The 17242-nt window shown below is 73.7% G+C and carries 16 protein-coding genes; 7 read left to right on the top strand and 9 right to left on the bottom strand.

All coding sequences use genetic code 11. The features are described from left to right. Positions 1 to 23: 23 nt before the first annotated feature. The 3 genes from AB0D67_RS21705 to AB0D67_RS21695 form a co-directional block, all read right to left on the bottom strand. Positions 24 to 749: a hypothetical protein gene (locus tag AB0D67_RS21705; RefSeq protein ID WP_362938408.1), complete on the bottom strand. Its 726-nt coding sequence runs from the start codon at positions 747 to 749 to the stop codon at positions 24 to 26. A gap of 144 nt (positions 750 to 893) precedes the next feature. Continuing rightward, positions 894 to 2069, bottom strand: a complete 1176-nt coding sequence (locus AB0D67_RS21700) for a UDP-N-acetylglucosamine--N-acetylmuramyl-(pentapeptide) pyrophosphoryl-undecaprenol N-acetylglucosamine transferase (RefSeq protein ID WP_362938405.1) — start codon at positions 2067 to 2069, stop codon at positions 894 to 896. A 193-nt stretch (positions 2070 to 2262) separates the two neighbouring features. Next, a complete protein-coding gene (locus AB0D67_RS21695) occupies positions 2263 to 3261 on the bottom strand; it encodes a BadF/BadG/BcrA/BcrD ATPase family protein (protein WP_362938402.1) in 999 nt (332 codons plus the stop codon). A gap of 68 nt (positions 3262 to 3329) precedes the next feature. Between AB0D67_RS21695 and AB0D67_RS21690 the strand changes: the two genes are divergently transcribed. Next, entirely contained in the window at positions 3330 to 4472 is a 1143-nt protein-coding gene (locus tag AB0D67_RS21690) for an anhydro-N-acetylmuramic acid kinase (RefSeq protein WP_362938399.1), read from the top strand. A 151-nt stretch (positions 4473 to 4623) separates the two neighbouring features. Here the strand turns inward: AB0D67_RS21690 and AB0D67_RS21685 are convergent, their stop codons facing one another. From AB0D67_RS21685 to AB0D67_RS21670, 4 genes are all read right to left on the bottom strand, one after another. Continuing rightward, positions 4624 to 5439 (bottom strand): carbohydrate ABC transporter permease, encoded by an 816-nt coding sequence (locus tag AB0D67_RS21685; RefSeq protein ID WP_362938396.1) that lies wholly within the window; start codon positions 5437 to 5439, stop codon positions 4624 to 4626. 1 nt (position 5440) lies between these two features. Then, positions 5441 to 6400 carry a sugar ABC transporter permease gene (locus AB0D67_RS21680; RefSeq protein ID WP_362938393.1) on the bottom strand — a complete coding sequence of 320 codons (960 nt, stop codon included), beginning with the start codon at positions 6398 to 6400 and terminating at the stop codon, positions 5441 to 5443. 152 nt (positions 6401 to 6552) lie between these two features. Further along, a complete protein-coding gene (locus tag AB0D67_RS21675; protein ID WP_362938390.1) occupies positions 6553 to 7845 on the bottom strand; it encodes an ABC transporter substrate-binding protein in 1293 nt (430 codons plus the stop codon). Next, the gene (locus AB0D67_RS21670; protein WP_362938387.1) at positions 7835 to 9097 is read right to left on the bottom strand and encodes a Gfo/Idh/MocA family oxidoreductase; all 1263 of its coding nucleotides are present in this window, start codon (positions 9095 to 9097) and stop codon (positions 7835 to 7837) included. The genes AB0D67_RS21675 and AB0D67_RS21670 overlap by 11 nt, the downstream gene beginning before the upstream one ends. A gap of 118 nt (positions 9098 to 9215) precedes the next feature. Between AB0D67_RS21670 and AB0D67_RS21665 the strand changes: the two genes are divergently transcribed. After that, positions 9216 to 10304 (top strand): ROK family transcriptional regulator, encoded by a 1089-nt coding sequence (locus AB0D67_RS21665; protein ID WP_362938627.1) that lies wholly within the window; start codon positions 9216 to 9218, stop codon positions 10302 to 10304. A gap of 38 nt (positions 10305 to 10342) precedes the next feature. On the opposite strand, the gene AB0D67_RS21660 is transcribed toward AB0D67_RS21665, so the two are convergent. Next, on the bottom strand, positions 10343 to 11680 hold the full coding sequence (locus tag AB0D67_RS21660) for a choice-of-anchor A family protein (protein ID WP_362938384.1): 1338 nt from the start codon (positions 11678 to 11680) through the stop codon (positions 10343 to 10345). A gap of 285 nt (positions 11681 to 11965) precedes the next feature. Here AB0D67_RS21660 and AB0D67_RS21655 point away from each other — a divergent pair, with 285 nt between their 5' ends. Then, a complete protein-coding gene (locus AB0D67_RS21655) occupies positions 11966 to 12613 on the top strand; it encodes an NADPH-dependent FMN reductase (RefSeq protein WP_362938381.1) in 648 nt (215 codons plus the stop codon). 101 nt (positions 12614 to 12714) lie between these two features. Here AB0D67_RS21655 and AB0D67_RS21650 read toward each other — a convergent pair whose 3' ends face one another. Further along, entirely contained in the window at positions 12715 to 13467 is a 753-nt protein-coding gene (locus tag AB0D67_RS21650; protein ID WP_362938378.1) for an IclR family transcriptional regulator, read from the bottom strand. Positions 13468 to 13514: 47 nt separating this feature from the next. Here AB0D67_RS21650 and AB0D67_RS21645 point away from each other — a divergent pair, with 47 nt between their 5' ends. The 4 genes from AB0D67_RS21645 to AB0D67_RS21630 all read left to right on the top strand — a co-directional run. Beyond that, a complete protein-coding gene (locus AB0D67_RS21645; RefSeq protein WP_362938375.1) occupies positions 13515 to 14570 on the top strand; it encodes a cupin domain-containing protein in 1056 nt (351 codons plus the stop codon). Beyond that, positions 14567 to 15400 (top strand): fumarylacetoacetate hydrolase family protein, encoded by an 834-nt coding sequence (locus AB0D67_RS21640; protein WP_362938372.1) that lies wholly within the window; start codon positions 14567 to 14569, stop codon positions 15398 to 15400. The genes AB0D67_RS21645 and AB0D67_RS21640 overlap by 4 nt, the downstream gene beginning before the upstream one ends. Then, positions 15393 to 16184, top strand: a complete 792-nt coding sequence (locus AB0D67_RS21635) for a maleylpyruvate isomerase family mycothiol-dependent enzyme (RefSeq protein ID WP_362938369.1) — start codon at positions 15393 to 15395, stop codon at positions 16182 to 16184. The genes AB0D67_RS21640 and AB0D67_RS21635 overlap by 8 nt, the downstream gene beginning before the upstream one ends. Positions 16185 to 16204: 20 nt before the next feature. Next, positions 16205 to 17242, top strand: a 1038-nt coding sequence (locus AB0D67_RS21630) for an FAD-dependent monooxygenase (protein ID WP_362938366.1), incomplete at its 3' end; no start/stop codon positions are given.

Below are 17242 nucleotides of genomic sequence, written 5' to 3'. Positions count from 1 at the left end.
GCCGCGAGACGCCTCCGTGCCCGTCAGCGTCGCCGGGCACGGAGGACCAGCACCGCGGCGCCGAGAAGGGCCAGCCCCGCCGCGACGGCCACGCCGTACGGCGCCGGCCACCCGGACCCGGACTCCGCGCCGGACTCGACGGACGCGGTGGTCACCGCGGCGCCGGCGTCACCGGTGCCGGACGCCCCCGCGGTCCGGCCGGGCGGTGCCGCCGCGGGAGAGGCGGACGGGGTGGCGGGGCCGCCGGTGGAGCGGGCGGGCGGGGCGATCCCGGACGGAGGGATCCCCGGCGGGCGGATGTCCCCCCAGTAGTCCTCCTGCGGCTCCTGGGCGTCGATGGCCCGCCGGAGGTCGGCGGGGACCGGCCTGACCTTCAGGCTCCCCGGAACGGTGACGGTGCCGATCTCGTAGGGGGAGAACCAGCCCTGTACGGCCTCCACCTTCCAGGTGCCGCGGGGCAGGGACACCGCCACCGCGTAGTGGGCCGGCTCCCGCAGCTCCACCCCGGGGAAGTCGATGCTCTTCTTCCCCTGGGTGAACCTCAGCCCGACCTCGCCCAGATCCGCGCCCTCGTAGGGGTGGGTGCCGTGCTGGAGCATCCAGAAGCCGAGCACGTAGGGGGTCTGGGGGCGGATCTTCCCGGGGACCGGGTCCAGGTAGGTGACGGCCCAGCCGCCCGCGCGGGCGGGGGCCGCGAACGCCAGCACGGGCGCGAGGAGGAGCGCCGCGACGATCAGTATTCGTTTCATGCCTCAGATACCGCCGCCGGCCCGGAGAGGTTCCCGCGCGACGCGGCGGCGCCGGCTTCGATCACCGCGCCGCGCCGATCGAAGCCGGCGCCTTGCTCCGAGGCGCTCCGCGCGGCCGACGCCTCCCGTGCCGCTTCGCGCGGGTCAGACGGACGCGGCGGACAGGATCACGTCCACCAGCCTGTCCGCCGCGTCCGGCCTCCCGTGCGCCCTGGCCCGCCGTGCCATCGCCGCCCGCCGGGCCGGGTCGGTCAGGAGCGGGCCCACCGCCTCGCGCAGGGCGGCCGCCGTGACATCGCCGGTCAACGCCACCGCGGCCCCGGCGTCCTCCAGGTGGCGGGCGTTGTGCGCCTGCTCGTTCCCGGCCGACGTTGCGAGCGGGACGAACACCGCCGGCTTGCCGAGCGCGGTCAGTTCGGCCAGCGTCCCGGCGCCGCTGCGGGAGATCACCAGGTCGGCCAGGGCCAGCACGTCCGGCAGCTCCGGTCCGACGAACCCGGCCAGGTGGTAGCGGCCGGCCGCCTCCGGCGGAAGGGCCGCCGCGTTCCGCCGCAGCGCGTCGACGTGCGCGGAGCCGCACTGGTGGATCACGTTCGCCCGCTGCAGCAGCCACGGCAGCGCGTCACGGACCACGTCGTTGATCTGCTGGGAGCCCTGGGCGCCGCCCGTGACGTACACGGTCGGCAGGCGCCGGTCGAAGCCCCGCAGCCCCAGCGCCCCGACCGCCCTGCCCGCGTCCCCCGACAGCACCTCGGGGCGGACCGGGTTGCCCGTGACGACCCCGAGGGCGCGCACCCCCTCCGGGAGCAGCGGCAGCGACGAGTCCGACGACAGGGCGATGCGCGTCGCCCGCCGCGCGAGCCTGCGGTTGGCCAGTCCCAGCCGCACCGTCTGCTCGTGCAGCACCAGCGGCCGCCGGCACATGCGGGCCGCCAGCCCCGCCGGGACCGCGACGTACCCCCCGGTCGCCAGGACTACGTCCGGCTGGAAGCCCGCGATCACCCTCCTGGCCTGCATGACTCCGAGCGGCACGCGCGCCATGTCCCGGATGTTCGCCGGGGACAGCAGCTTCAGCGGATTGCTCGACCGGCGGATCTTGCCCGTGGCGACCGTCGTGAACGCGATCCCCTCGGCCGGGGCGACCCGTGCCTCCAGTCCCTCCCCGGTGCCGATCCACAGGACGTCCAGCGATCCGCCGTCCGCCGCGAGACGGTCCCGCAGCGTGCGGATCGCGGTCAGGGCCGGATACGTGTGTCCGCCCGTGCCTCCCCCCGAGACGATCAGCCGGAAGGGACGTGAGAGACGAGGAGCGTTGGTCATCGGATGACCCTACTGGCTGCCCGCGCCGCGGAGTGACGGCGGCGGGACGGCGGCGGTGTGCCGGCGGGACGGCGCGGCGACGGTGACAGGACGGCGCGGCGGCGGCACGGCGGCGACGGTGGCGACGGTGGCGGCACGGTGACGGACGGCGGCGGCGAGGCGGGGCCCCGCCCCGCCGAGGTCCCCGGGAGGCTCAGCCGATCAGGCGGCGGTGGGCGGCGAGCGGTTCGGGGACGGTGCCCGGAGCGGCCGCGTGCAGCGCGAGGGCGGCGGCTCCGGCGGCGCTGTCGCGGGCGGTGACCACGGTTCCGGTCAGTCCGGCGCGCACCTTCCCGGCGAGCAGCGTGGGCTCGGTGAGCAGCGATCCGGCCAGCACCAGCGGGCCCGAGACGGGGCCCAGCGCCCCCGCGGTGGCGGTCAGCCGCCGGGCGGCCTCGTCCAGGATCGCCGTGGCCGCGGCGTCGCCGTTCCGGGCGGCCTCCTCCACGGCCGGCGCCAGCCGCGCGAGCCACGCCGGGCCGGACTCGGCGATCCCGGCGTGGACCCGCCGCACGATCTCCTGCGCGGACGGCACCGGCTCAGCCGATCCCGGCCCCGGTCCGGCCTTCTGCGTCGGTCCCGTCGGTCCCGGCCCCTCCGGCGCGCCGCCGGCGAAGCAGCCCAGCAGCGCGGTGGGCGCCGCCCGCCCGTCGACCGAGGCCAGCACCGCCTGTACGGCGCGCCGCCCGATCCACGTCCCCGAGCCCTCGTCGCCGAGCAGCCAGCCGTATCCGTCGGCCCGGCCGGTGAGGCGCCGGTCGTCGATCCGGGCGGCCACCGCGCCGGTCCCGGCGATCAGGACCGCGCCGGACGCCTCCGCGGTCGCCCCGGCGAAGGCGACGAGCGCGTCGGAGACCACCGAGGGCCGTCCGGGCAGGCCGGCGGCCCGCCACGCCTCCGCGGTGACGGCCTCGGTCCGCTCGCGCGCCGAGTCCCCGCCGGCCAGGCCGAACACGCCGGCCGTCACCTCGCGGGGGTCGAGCCCCGCGAGCGCGGCCAGCAGCGCCCCGCGCAGGCTGCCGCCCGGGTCGGCGGCCGACAGGATGTTGGACCCCCCGCCGTATCCCCGCCCGGCGATCTCCCCGGTGACGGTCGCCACCACGCAGCGCGTGCTCGTCCCACCGCCGTCAACGCCGATGACCAATGCCGTCACGGAAGCTCCATCTGTAGCCAATCTTCTTACGGCTATATTGTCGTGAAAAAATCCTGCAAGGAGAAGACGTGCGGGTACTCGGTCTCATCTCGGGAACGTCTCACGACGGCATCGACAGCGCGGTGGTGGACTGGTCACTGGACGGCGACGTGCTCACCGGGGTGGTGGAGCACGTCGGCGAGCGGCCCTACGACGACGCGCTGCGCGCCCGGATCGTCGCCGCGCTGCCGCCCAGCCCGGCCGACATGGGCGAGGTCTGCCGCCTCGACACCCTGATCGGCCAGGCGTTCGCCGACGCCGCCGCCGGCTGCGGGCCGGTCGATCTCGTCTGCTCGCACGGGCAGACGCTCTACCACTGGGTGGAGGACGGGCGGGTGCGCGGCACCCTCCAGCTCGGTCAGGCCGCCTGGATCGCCGAGCGGATCGGTGTCCCCGTGGTCTCCGACCTGCGTTCGCGCGACGTGAGCGCGGGAGGGCAGGGCGCCCCGCTGGTCTCCTCCTTCGACCTGCTGCTGCTGGCCGGGCTGCCCGGCCGCGGCGGCGCCCTCAACCTCGGCGGCATCGCCAACCTGACCGTCCGGGAGGCCGGCCTCGCCTACGACACCGGCCCGGCGTCGGCGCTGGTCGACGCGGCCGTCGCGGCGGCCACGGGCCTGCCGTACGACGAGGACGGGCGGCTCGCCGCGGCCGGGACGGTGCACGAGGGGCTGCTCGCCGAACTGCTGGCCGAGCCGTACTACCGGGCGGCGCCGCCCAAGAGCACCGGCAAGGAGCTGTTCCACCCCGGTTACCTCGACGCCGTCGCCGGGCCGTACGGCCTGGCCCTGCCCGACCTGGTGGCGACGCTGACCGCGCTGACCGCGGAGACCGCCGCCGCGGAGATCCGGCGGCACCGGCTCGGCACCGTCGTCGCCTCCGGCGGCGGGACGCGCAACCCGGTCATGATGGCCATGCTGCACGAACGCGCCGGTGAGGCGCGGGTCGTGCTCAGCGACGAGCTCGGCGTGCCGTCCGGCGCCAAGGAGGCGATCGCCTTCTCCTTCCTCGGCTGGCTGACCGCCCACGGCCTGCCCGGGACCGTCCCGGGCTGCACGGGCGCCTCGGGGCCGCGGGTGCTCGGCAGCGTCACCCCCGGCCGGGGCCCGCTGCGGCTGCCCGAGCCGCCGCCCCGGGCGCCCTCCCGCCTCCGCCTGAAGACCGCTTCCGCGTGAAGGCCGCCTCCGCATGAAGACCGCTTCCGCGTGAAGGCCGCCTCCGCATGAAGACCGTGTGACGACCGCGACCGCGTGACGACCGCTTCCGTACGGCGGCCGGTTGCGTGCCACGGCCGGCCGCCGTACGGCGGTCCCGTCGCGCCGCCGGTCATTTGAGCGCGCCGGCCGTCAGCCCGGCGACGATGCGCCGCTGGAAGACGAGCACCAGCACGACCAGCGGGATCGTGACGAGCACGCCGGCGGCCATCTGGGTGCCGAACGGCGTGTCGAACTTGGCCGCGCCGCTGAACTGCGCGATCCGGACGGTCGCCGTCTGCCGGTCCTCGGCGTTGACCATGGTGACCGCGATGATGAACTCGTTCCAGGTCGCGATGAACGCCAGGATCGCCGTGGTGAAGACGCCGGGGGCGGCCAGCGGCAGCATCACCCGGCGGAACGCCGCCAGCGGCGTGCATCCGTCGATCATCGCGGCCTGCTCCAGCTCGTACGGCATCTGCCGGAAGAACGTGGTGAGGTTCCACACGGTCAGCGGCAGCGCGAACGACATGCTCGGCACGATCATCGCCTGGTAGGTGTTGATCCAGCCGATCGAGGTGAACAGCTTCAGCAGCGGCACGATCAGCAGCGCGCCCGGGAACATCGACACCGCGATGATCAGCGCCAGGATGACGTTCTTGCCGCGGAAGGTCAGCCGGGCCAGCGCGTAGGCGGCCATGACGCCGATCAGCAGCGTGGCGGCGGTGGTCACCCCGGCGACGACGAGGCTGTTGAGCAGCGCCCGGCCGAACCCCAGACCGGGGTCGAAGACCGCCGAGTAGCTCTCCAGCGACCACGGGGTGGGCACCGGTGACTTGTCGTAGATGTCGCTGGTGCGGCGGAAGCTGGAGACGATCATCCAGTAGAACGGCACCAGGCAGTACAGCGCGATGCCGATCATGCCGCCGTCGCGCAGGGCGCCGCGCACGTCAGGACTCCTTCCTTCGGGCTCGCACGTCGCTCAGCAGGTCGGCGCCGAGCAGCCGGACGAAGACGAACGCGATCAGGGCGATGTAGCAGAACAGCGCCGTGCCGTACGCCGAGGCGGGCCCGTAGTGCACGCGCGTCGCCTCGTCCCAGACCAGCGCGGACAGCGTCTCCACGGAGTGCTTGCGCGGCCCGATCAGCACGTACGGCAGGTCGAAGATGCGCAGCGCGTCCATCATGCGGAACAGCACCGCCACCAGCAGGGCGGGTCTGACCAGGGGGAGCGTGATCCGCCAGAACGTCTGCCGGGCCGAGGCCCCGTCCACCCTGGCCGCCTCGTAGACGTCGCCGGGGATGATCTGCAGCCCGGCCAGGACCAGCAGCCCGACGAAGGGCGCGGTCTTCCAGGTGTCGGCGACGATCACGACGAGCTTGGCGTAGACCCCCTCGGCGGTCCACAGGATGTCGGTGCCGAGGAGCGCGTTGGCGACGCCGTCCGTCTGGAAGATCCACCGCCACATGAGGCCGGAGACCGCGGTGGGCACCGCCCACGGCACCAGGATGCTTGCCCGCAGGATCGCCCGGCCGCGCAGCGCCCGGTGCATCACTAGGGCCATGGCGACGCCGAGGACGACCTCCAGCGAGACGGTGGCCACGGTGAAGAGCGTGGTGTTGAACATCGCGTTCAGGAAACGCCCGTCCAGCACGCCCGCGTAGTTGGCCAGTCCGGTGAACCGCTCGCCCTTGATCACGAACCCGTCGGCGTCCAGCGTCTCGCCGCTGGTGTAGAACGACTCCCGCGCCGCGGCGAGCAGCGGGTAGAGCACCACCAGGGCCAGCACGGCCAGGGTGGGGGACAGCATCAGCGCCGCGGTCCAGGACCGGCCGTCGCGTACGGCGCGCTCGGGTCCTCCGGACCGCCGGACGGGCCCGGAGCGCCGCTTCGTGGTGACCGTGGCCACCGCTCACCTCCTGCTGAGGTCGGGGGGTGCTTGCCAGGGACGGACACGGCGGGCGCCGTCTTCCGGAGAACGACACCGTTCTCCGGAAGACCGGGGCCGTTTCCCGGAAGACCGGTTCCGTCCTCCGGCGGGCGCCCGCCGCGTCCGGTGGTTCACTTCAGCAGGCCGGTCAGCGCGGTCTGCAGCTCGGTCAGCGCCTGGTCGGCCGGCTTGGTCCCGGAGACAACGGCGTAGGCCGACTCCTGGATGGCGGCGGTGACGTCGCCGTACTTGACGGCCTTCGGCCGCGGCTTGGCGGCGAGGATGCCGTCCTTCAGGGCGGGCAGGTAGGGGTACTTCTTGATCAGCACGGGGTCGTCGTAGAGCGAGGCGCGGGCCAGCGGGGTGGAGCTGATCAGCGCGAACTCCTTCTCCTGCTCGGCCGAGGTGAGGAAGGCGATGAAGTCCTTCGCCGTCTCCTTGTGCTTCGAGAAGGAGGAGATCGCGAGGTTGTTGCCGCCGAGGGTGCCGGCGCCGGGGCCGTTCAGGCCCGGCAGCGGCGCGACGTCGAACTTCCCGGCGACCTTGCTGGAGCCGTCGGTCTTGCCGGACAGCTCGTACATGTAGGCCCAGTTGCGGTAGAAGAGCAGCTTGCCCTCCTGGAAGGCGTTGCGGCCCTCCTCCTCCTTGTAAGTGATCGCCTCCTTGGGGATCATGCCGCTCTTGAAGCCGTCGGCGATGAAGGCGGCGCCGGCCCTGGCGCCCTCGCTGTCCAGCGAGGGCTTGCCGGACGCGTCGAGGAACTCCCCGCCCGCGGAGTTGACCGCCTCGGAGAAGTTGACGGTGAGGCCCTCGTACTTGTCGAACTGGCCGCCGTAGCAGCTCATGCCCTTCTGCTTCGGCAGCACCCTGTCGCAGATCGTCTTCATCTCCGCCCAGGTCTTCGGAGGCTCGGAGACGAGGTCCTTGCGGTAGTAGAGCAGGCCGGTGCCGGTGTACATCGGCATCGCGTACAGCTTGTCGCGGTACTTGCCGGTGTCGACCGCGGGCGGCAGGAAGCCGGAGACGTCGAACTCGTCGGCCGGCAGCTCGTCGACCCACCGGTTGGCGGCGAACTCGGCGGTCCACACCGCGTCGATGAGGACGATGTCCAGCGAGTCCGACGCGGTCTGGGCGTTCTGGATCAGCTTGCGGCGCTGCTCGTCGGCGCTCTCCGGAAGCAGGACGGAGGTCACCTTCTCGCCGGGGTGCGCGGTGTTCCAGGTGGCGATGGCCTTCTCGGTGGCCTCGGCCTCCAGCTTGCCGCTGGCGAAGGTGATCGGCCCGCGCCCGCCGTCGGCCTGCGGCGCCGCCGCGTCACCGGAGCCGCCGCCGGACCCGCCGGATCCGCCGTCGGAGCCGCAGGCGGCCGCGCCGCCCAGGACGGTGACCAGCGTCAGGCCGAGCACCAGTTTCTTAGCCTGCATGTGAGCTTCCTTCCAGGGTGACGGTTTCTCCGGTGAGCCGGGAGCGTTCGGCGGCCCAGGCGATGAGGTGGCTGTGCAGGCTCTCTCCGGGAGAGGACAGCACCCGGCCGGGGTCGCGGGTGCGGACCGCGTCCAGGAACGCCTCGACGAGGCCCCGGTCGCCGCCGCCGTGCCCGTCCGAGGCCGACGCGCCGCCCTCCGGGACGGTCTCGATCGTCTCGGAGGCGCCGGTGACGAAGTCGTGGACGGTGATCCGGGCACCGTCGCCCTCGATCGAGCCGTGGGTGCCGAAGACCCGCGTCTGACGGAAGTCCAGGGGGGTGAAGGCGGTCATGGTGAACGCCGCGGTCGCGCCGCCGTCGAACTCCAGGTTCACCACTTGGTGGTCCACCACGTCGTTGTCGCAGGCGTAGACGCAGCGGCCGTAGGGGCCGGTCCGCAGCGCCTCGGTGACGCCCTCCGTCGTGACGTCCTCGGTGAGCACCCGCAGCGGCCACTTCTCCCAGGAGGGGTCGCCCACCATGGGCAGGTAGGTGCGCGGCGCCGAGTAGGGGCAGCCCGGCTCGACCGGGCAGTCGAGGCAGCGGTCCGCGGCGCCCTCGGGGCGGTTCCCCGCGTGGAAGTGGGCGAGGCCGCCGAAGGAGGAGACGCGCCTGACCCGCCTGCCGGTCAGGTGGACCAGCCAGTCGAGGTCGTGGCACGACTTGGCGAGCAGCATGAACGTCGACTCGTCGCTGCGCCGCCAGTTGCCCCGGACGTAGGAGTGGGCCTGGTGCCACCAGCCGACCGGCTCCAGGTGCTGGACGCTGACGATCTCGCCGATCCGCCCGGAGTCGATGATCTCCTTCAGCGCCTTGCTGTAGGGCATGTAGCGCATGACGTGGCAGACCGCGAAGATCGACGCCGAGCGTTCGGCCGCGTCGACGATCCGGCGGCAGTCGTCCTCGGAGACCGCCATGGGCTTCTCCAGGAGGATGTCGTAGCCGAGCTCGGCGAACCTCGTCGCCGGCTCGACGTGGTCGGCGTCCTGAGTGGTGATGACCACCGCGTCCGCCTGCCGGGGAAGCCGGGCCAGCTCCCGCCAGTCCTCGTACGGCACGGCCGTCGGGTGTTCGGCGGCGACCCGGGAACGGCGGGCGGCCACGGGATCGGCGACCGCCACGATCTCCGCCCCGGCGGCTGCGGCGTGGCGGGCGTACACGGTCCCCCGGGAACCGGCGCCGGCCAGGGCGAGGGTCACCGCTCGCGTCATGAGTCCTCCACTTATGTAACTCGTTGACGTATGTCGGCCGATGCTAGAATCACTGTCTAGCGGGGTCAATGGGGTGGTCTGGTAACATTTATGAAACGGAGTCTCGTAAGTGGCTGACATGCGTCCGGGGGACCCGTCACTGCTTCGGCGGGTCAACACCCAGATCACGCTCCGGGCGCTGCGGAGACAGGGCGTCGCGACCCTCACCCAGCTGGGCCGCATCACCGGGCTCTCCCGGCAGACGGTCGAGACGGTGCTCGACGAGCTGGGCGGGCGCGGCTGGGTTCAGGAGACCCCGCCGGACGAGGGGGCGATGGGCCGCCCCGCGCGGCGTTTCCGGTTCCGCGCCGACGCCGGCTACGTGCTCGGCGTGGACATCGGGGCCAACAAGATCCTCGCGGCGCTCGCCGACCTCAACGGCGAGGTCGTGGCCGTCGAACGGGTCGCGGTCGACGGTGGGGCGCCGGCTCCCGAGCGGCTGGGGCTGGCGGAGCGGACCGCCCTGGCCTGCGTCGACGGCGCCGGTGTGCCGAGGGGGCGGGTCTGGACGGTCGCCGCCGGCACCTCCGGCATCATCGACCGGTCCGGCAGGGTGTCGCTGTCCATCGTGCTGCCGGGCTGGACCGGGGTCGACCTGGCGGCCGTCGCCGGCCGCTGGCTGGGCTGTCCGGGACTCGCCGAGAACGACGCCAACCTCGCCCTGCTCGCCGAACACTGGCGCGGCAGCGCCCAGCACGCCTCCGACGTCGTCTACCTGCTCGTCGGTCACCGTACGGGAGCGGGTGTCCTCATCGCCGGGCGGCTGCACCGCGGCCGGGGCGGTGGCGCGGGCGAGATCGGCGCCCTGCGCCAGGTGGCCTGGGAGAGCGGGTCCGTCGAGCTGACCCGGGACGCCGCGGCCGACGAGGTCTTCGTGGCGGCCGGGGCCGGCGACCCCGGCGCGCTGCGGATGGTCGACCGCTTCGCCGCGAACCTCGCGGTGGGCGCCTCGGCGCTCGTCCTGGCGATCGATCCCGAGCTCGTGGTGGTCGGCGGCGGCTGCTCGCGCGCCGGGGACGTCCTGCTGACGCCGCTCCGCCGCCACCTCGACGAGCTGTGCCTCACCCCGCCCCAGGTGGCGCTGTCCACCTTCGGCGACGAGAGCGTCGCACTCGGCGCGGTCCGCCTCGCCCTGGACCACGTCGAGCGGGAGGTGCTCGGCCTGTAGGGGGCCTTCGCGGCCGGGTGTCAGCGGTGTCAGCGGTGTCAGCGGTGGCAGTCGCGCCCGCCGTGGTGCCTCTTCACCCGGTGTGTGAAGGACCTGTGGTGCCCGGCGTGCCGGCCGTTCATCCGGATGCCCACGTCCGACCGGTTGCGGGTGATGCTCTCGGCGCTGCCGCGGCCCCGCTGGAGATCGCGGCCCTTCTGCCGGCCGGGGTCGCGTTCCGGGTCCCGGGACTGCGACGACCAGACGCTCCCCGGGACGACCGGGCCGGGCGTGGGCGTCGGAGTCGGGGTGGGCGTCGGGGTCGGCGTGGGGGCCAGGCAGTCCAGGGTGGTGCCGAACTGGAAGTCGTGGATCTCCCCGCCGTTGTTCTGCGCGTCGCCGTGGACGAGGGAGCGGACGATGACGTTGCCTTCGATGTTGGAGGAGTTGAGGTCGGTCAGCAGGGCGTTCGGCGCGTAGATCGTCCCCTCGACGGTCCCGCCCTGCCCGACGGGCAGGGCGATCGACGTGGCGTCGGGGAAGTTGAACAGGATGTACCGGGCCTGCTCCCCGCCGACGCCGGCGAAGTTCGGCGCGACCCAGTCGTAGACGCCGCCCTCGGCCGTCGTGTCCACGACGACCATGAGCGGTGAGGTCGCCGTCGGCTGGTTGTCGAAGATCAGGGTGGAGATGTTGTTCAGGTTCTCGCCGGCGATCTGGATGACGTTGGTGGTGGCCTCCGTCAGGCTGATCCGCACGGGGGAGCCCGGGGGTATCACCCCGCCGGGGAACGGCCGGCCGTTCCCGTCGCGCAGCACGACGTTGTTCTCGCACTCGGCCAGCTCCGCGGACCGCGCCCGGTAGGTCTCGAAGAGCTGCTGGAAGTCGAAGATCGTGGCCGGGCCCACCGAGGCGACGGGCTGGCGGACGTTCAGCTCCACCCGCTTGGGATCCTCGTAGTCCCCCGTGGAGTTCACCCGCGTGTTGGCCGGCACCTGGTTGTTGTCGGTGTCCATGACGACGGAGTCCGCCAGGGAGCCGATCTTGACGTATCCCTGGGAGAGGACCGAGACACGGCCGGTGGGGGTGCTCTGGTCGAAGGCGACCCGGCCGCCCACCACCAGCGCCGTCGGCCGGGCGTCGCCGTCGACGACGTAGGAGCCGGCCGTGGCGAGGGCGACCCGGTAGTCGCCGGTCATGATGAGGTTCCCGCCGATCGCCAGCGTGCCCTCGTTCTCGTTGCTCGTCAGCGTGGCGTCCCCCTCCACCATGACGGTGAAGCCGTTGTTCCCGGCGATCGGGTTGATCGGTTCCATCGCCGAGGCGGGGGCGAGGGCGAAGGCACCCGCGCCGATGCCGCAGGCTCCCAGTCCCAGCCAGTACCTCAGAGCACGCATGAGTTCCCCGTACATGATCCGTCTCTCCGGCCGAGTCTGGAGAGAGGGGCCGTGTCCCGCTCCGCGCCGCGCCGCGCGCCGGGCGTTCCTGGAGGGAACCTGGTGCTCCTCTGTGAAAGATGTGACGTACGTCATGTTCGGGGCCTGTTCCCCAGGGCAGGGTCAAGCGACGTGATGGAGCGCGAAGTCCGGTGGCGTGTGTCGCGGCGGCGCTCGGGAGGACGTCCACCGGCCCTGTCCGGGCGGTAGACGGGGTCGCGGCGTGGCGACAGAATGGGGTCGGGGATGAAGATCATTGGAATCGCGGGCGGCCTGCGTCCGGGAGCGTACGTCGGGAGGCTGCTGGAGGCGTCCGGGCGCGAGCTGCCGGCCTCGGTGGGATTCGACACGTGGGAGGGCCTGGAGGAGGTGCCGCCGTTCGAGGACGGCCCGCTCCCGGGTCCCGTGGAGGAGCTGTGCCGGGCGCTGTCCGCCGCGGACGGCGTGCTGATCGCCGCTCCGGCGCACAGCGACCTGCCTCCCCAGCTCCGTCACGCCCTCGACTGGGCGGCCTCCGGGCGCGGCGGCGCGGTCCTGGTGGACAAGCCGGTCGGCGTGGTGACCGCCTGCCTGCGCCCGTACGAGGCGATCTGGACGCAGATCGAGTTGCGCCGCGCCCTCGGCGCCGCGGGCGCCGTCGTGCACGGCGTGGACCTGCCGGTGTCGCCGGCCGCCGGCCGGTTCGACGAGGCCGGGCGGGTCGCCGACCCGGAGCTGCGTAACCGGCTCCGCCAGGTGCTGCGCCACCTGTGCGCCGCGCCGCAGGGCGCCACGGTGCCGCAGCCGTCCAAGCCCCTGGAGCCGTCCAGGACTCCGCAGCCGTCCGAGGCCCTCCAGCTCTCCAAGCCTTCGCAGGCTTCCAGGCCGTCGGCGATCGCCACCCGGATGGGGTGAGAGCCGCCGGTCCGACGCTCCGCCCGCCGTCCCCGCCCGGCCCGGGGGCGGCGAGGGCGGAGGCCCGGGTGTCAGAGGCCCGGGTGTCAGAGGCCCGGGTGTCAGAGGCCCGGGACGCCCGCGAGGCCGCGTTCGACGTCCAGGACGGTCCGGTGGAGATCCCGGGCGAACGCGCCGACCCGGTCGGGGCCGAACCTGGCCGAGGGGACGGCGATCGACAACGCCGCGACCGCGGTTCCCCGCCCGTCGTGCACGGCGGCCCCGACGGCCGAGACCCCCTGCTCCGTCTCCTCGACGTTGAGGGCGTACCCGCGGGCCCGGACCTCGTCGAGCTCCCGCGTCAGCCTGGCGAGCTCCGCCTCCGTCAGGTCGGGGCAGACCTCCCCGAGCCGGTCCGCGGGCAGTACTGCGAGCAGCGCCTTGCCGCCCGACGCCCGGTGGGCGGGCAGGATCGAACCGCGGCGGTCGCCGACGTGCAGGATCTGCGGTGACTCCGCGCTCGACAGGAAGCGCACCTCCGCGCCCACCCGGATCATCAGGTTGACGGTCTCGTGGACCCGGCCGCAGAGCGCCTCCATGTGGGGCTGGGCGACCTCGCGCAGCCGCCGGAGGGCGGAGCCCCCGACGCCGCCGGCGGAGGAGAGGAACGGCCCCGGCAGGTAGGTGTGGTTCTCGTCCTGCACGGCGAAGTCGCGGTAGACCAGCATCGCCAGCAGCCGATGCGCGGTCGAGCGGGCGATGCCCAGCTCCTTCGCGGCGTCGGTGACCTTGAGCCTCCCCTGGTCGCGCAGCATGTGCAGCAGGAGGAGCACGTTGTCGACGGAGCCCAGCGCGTACGCCGGCTTGTTCTTCATAGAAGAATGCTAGTGCGTCATGCAGAACAGGTCGATAGCTTGAGGCCATGAATCCAAGTGAGGACGCCGCCCTTGGGCGGCTCTACGCCGATTTCGAGGCCGAACACCTCCTTCCGCTGTGGACGCAGGTCGGCGACCTCATGCCCCCGCACCCCCGGCCCGAGGCCAGACCGCACGTGTGGGAGTGGAAGAGACTCCACCCGCTGGCCCGGCGCGCCGGCGACCTCGTGCCGGTGGGCCGCGGCGGGGAGCGCAGGGCCATCGCCCTGGCCAACCCCGGGCTGGGCGGCCGGCCCTACGCCACCCCGACGCTGTGGGCGGCGATCCAGTACCTCGGCCCGCGTGAGGTCGCCCCCGAGCACCGGCACACCCAGAACGCCTTCCGCTTCGTGGTGGAGGGTGAGGGGGTCTGGACGGTCGTGGACGGCGACCCCGTGGCGATGCGGCGGGGCGACTTCCTGCTCACCCCCGGCTGGCGCTTCCACGGCCACCACAACACCACCGACGAGCCGATGGCCTGGATCGACGGGCTGGACATCCCGTTCGTCCACTACATCGACAGCTCGTTCTTCGAGTTCGGCCCGGAGCAGGTCACCGACACCTCGACGCCGCCGTTGTCCCGCTCCGAGCGCCTGTGGGGGCATCCGGGCCTGCGGCCGCTGTCCGGCCTGGACGCCAGGCCGCACTCGCCGATCGCCGCCTACCGCTGGGAGCACACCGACCGCGCGCTCGACGAGCAGCTCGCCCTGGAGGACGAGGGCCACGCCGTCACCGTCGAGCCGGGGCACGCGGCCGTCCGCTACACCAACCCCACCACCGGCGGCGACGTCATGCCGACCATCCGGGCCGAGTTCCACCGGCTCTGGCCGGGCACGCGCACCAGGACCCGGCGCGAGGTCGGCTCCTCGGTCTACCAGGTGTTCGACGGCGAGGGCACGGTGACGCTGGACGGAGTGGAGCACCGGCTCGGCCGCGGCGACCTCGTCGTGGTGCCCTCGTGGTCGGCGCTGACCGTGCGGGCCGACTCGCGGTTCGACCTGTTCCGCTTCAGCGACACCCCCGTCTTCGAGGCACTGCACCAGTTCAGGGAGGAGATCGGATGAGGCTCGCCACGCTGCGCCTGCCGGGCCGTACGGTGGCCGCGCGGATCGAGGGGGACCTGGCCGTGGAGCTGGACGCCGCCGACGTCGGCGAGCTGCTCGCCAGGCCCGGCTGGCGCGAGCTCGCCGCGGCCGGGGGAGGGGCGTCGCACCCGCTGTCCGGAGTCGGCTACGCGCCGGTGGTCCCGCGGCCGGGCAAGATCCTGTGCGTCGGCCTGAACTACCGGACCCACATCCTGGAGATGGGCCGTGAACTGCCGCGGCACCCCACGATCTTCGCCAAGTTCCCCGAGGCGCTGGTCGGCCCGTACGACGACATCGTCCTGCCCGCCGTCTCGTCGGAGATGGACTGGGAGGCCGAGCTGGCCGTCGTGATCGGCGACACGGTACGGCACGCGAGCCCCGAGCGGGCGCGGGCCGCCATCGCCGGCTACTCCGTCCTCAACGACGTGACGGCCCGCGACTACCAGTACCGGACCGTGCAGTGGCTGCAGGGCAAGACCTTCGAGGCCACCACGCCGTTCGGCCCGGTTCTGGTCACCCCCGACGAGATCGCCGGGGACCCGTGGCCGTCGTGCGAGATCTCCTGCGAGGTCGACGGGGAGACCGTGCAGCGGGCCGGCACCGCCGACCTGGTCTTCGGGCCCGCGGAGCTGGTCTCCTACCTGTCGGAGATCCTGACCCTGCGTCCCGGCGACGTCATCGCCACGGGGACCCCCGGCGGGGTGGGGCACGCCCGAGACCCGAAGCGTTACCTGGCCGGCGGAAGCCGGATGGTCACCCGGATCGCCGGGATCGGCGAACTGGCCAACACGGCGCGCCGCGATGGCTGACGCCCGCGACCCCGGCGCCGGGAACCCCGGCGCAGAAGACCCCGGCGTTGAGGACCCCGGCGCGGGGAACCCCCGAACCGGGAACCCCCGAACCGGGGACCCCGGCGTCGGGACGGCCCTGGAGTGGGCCTGCCACGGCACGGTGTTCTTCACGGCCGCCCTGGACACCGCCGACCTGGACGGGCCCACCCCGCTGCCGGGCTGGACCGGCCGCCACCTGGCGGCCCACGTCGCCTTCAACGCCAGGGCGCTGACCCGGCTCGTCCACTGGGCGCGAACGGGGGAGGAGACCCCGATGTACCCCGGCGGACCTGAGGCGCGCGACACGGAGATCGTCGAGGGGGCCGCGCTGGAGCCCGCCGAGCTGCGCGGGCTGGTCGCCCGGACCGCGGCGGAGCTGGAGGCGGCGCTCACCGGGCTGTCGGACCTCCAGTGGCGGACGAGGGTCGTCACCGCCCAGGGCCGGACCGTCCCGGCGACCGAGATCCCGTGGATGCGGAGTCGCGAGGTGTGGGTGCACGCCGTCGACCTGGGCGCGGGCGCGAGCTTCGACGACTTCCCCCCGGAGTTCGTGGACGCGCTGCTGACCGACGTGATGGAACTGCGGCGCCGGCGCGGGCAGGAGCCCTCGCTCACCCTGGCGCCCGTCGACCGCGACCGGACCTGGAGCGCGGGCGAGCCCTCACCGCCCCTCACCGCGCCGGCCGCGCGCCTCGCCGCCTGGCTGACCGGGCGCGGCGCCGCCCCGGGCGGGGCGCCGCGCGACCCGGGCCGCTGGCTCTAGGAGATCTGGGAGGAGTGGAAGTGCATGTGAAGCGTGCCGACGTGATCGTCGTCGGAGGCGGGATCGGCGGGCTGGCCGCCGCGTACGCCCAGGCCAGGGCCGGCCGCGCCGTACGGCTGCTCGAACGGGCCGACGAGTTCGGCGAGGTCGGGGCCGGGCTGCAGCTCGGCCCCAACGCCACCCGCGTGCTGGCCGGCTGGGGCCTGCTGGACGAGGTCGCGGCGAAGGGGGTGCTGCCGAGGCGGCTGGTCTTCCGCGACGCGGTCAGCGGCGAGGAGCTCACCCACCTGGACCTCGGCGAGGGGTTCCTGCGGCGCTACCGCGGCCCCTACGTCGTCGTCCACCGCAGTGACCTGCACCGCGTCCTGCTCCAGGAGTGCGAGCGCGAGGGAGTGGACCTGGTCGGGGGATGCCACGCGGAACGGGTGGAGCACCTGCCCGCGGGCGCGCGCGTCGTCTGCGCCGACGGCTCCGCGTACGAGGGCGACGTGGTGCTGGGGGCCGACGGGCTGGGGTCGGGTCTGCGGGCGGGGTTCGTCGCCGACGGCCCGGTGGACTCCGGATTCATCGCACACCGGGGCACGGTGCCCGTCGCCGGCCTCGGCGTCCGCCTCGACGAGGTCGTCGCCTGGCTGGGCCCGGACTGCCATCTCGTGCAGTACCCGCTGCGCCGGGGCGCCCTGCTCAACCAGGTCGCGGTCTTCCGCGGCCCCGGCGACCCGGAGGCGGCTTTCGAACGGTGCTGCGACGAGGTGCGCGGCGCCCTGGCGCACCTGTGGCGCGACCGCCACTGGAACATGCTCGACCGGGAACCGGCGGGCACCTGGGTCGACGGCAGGGTCGCGCTGGTCGGCGACGCCGCCCACCCGATGCTGCAGTATCTCGCCCAGGGCGCCTGCCAGGCGCTGGAGGACGCCCAGGTGCTGGCGGAGCAGTCGGCGGGGCACGCCGGCTCGTGGGACGACGCGCTCGCCGCCTACCAGAGGATCCGCGTCCCGCGCACGGCCCGGGTGCAGGCCACCGCCCGCGTCTGGGGCGACATCTGGCACGTCGACGGC

Origin of the sequence: Streptosporangium sp. NPDC048047 (assembly GCF_040653115.1) — a bacterium.
Classification (GTDB): domain Bacteria; phylum Actinomycetota; class Actinomycetes; order Streptosporangiales; family Streptosporangiaceae; genus Streptosporangium.
Note: the sequence above shows the minus strand (reverse complement) of the source record. Positions and strands in the feature narration are given on the sequence as shown.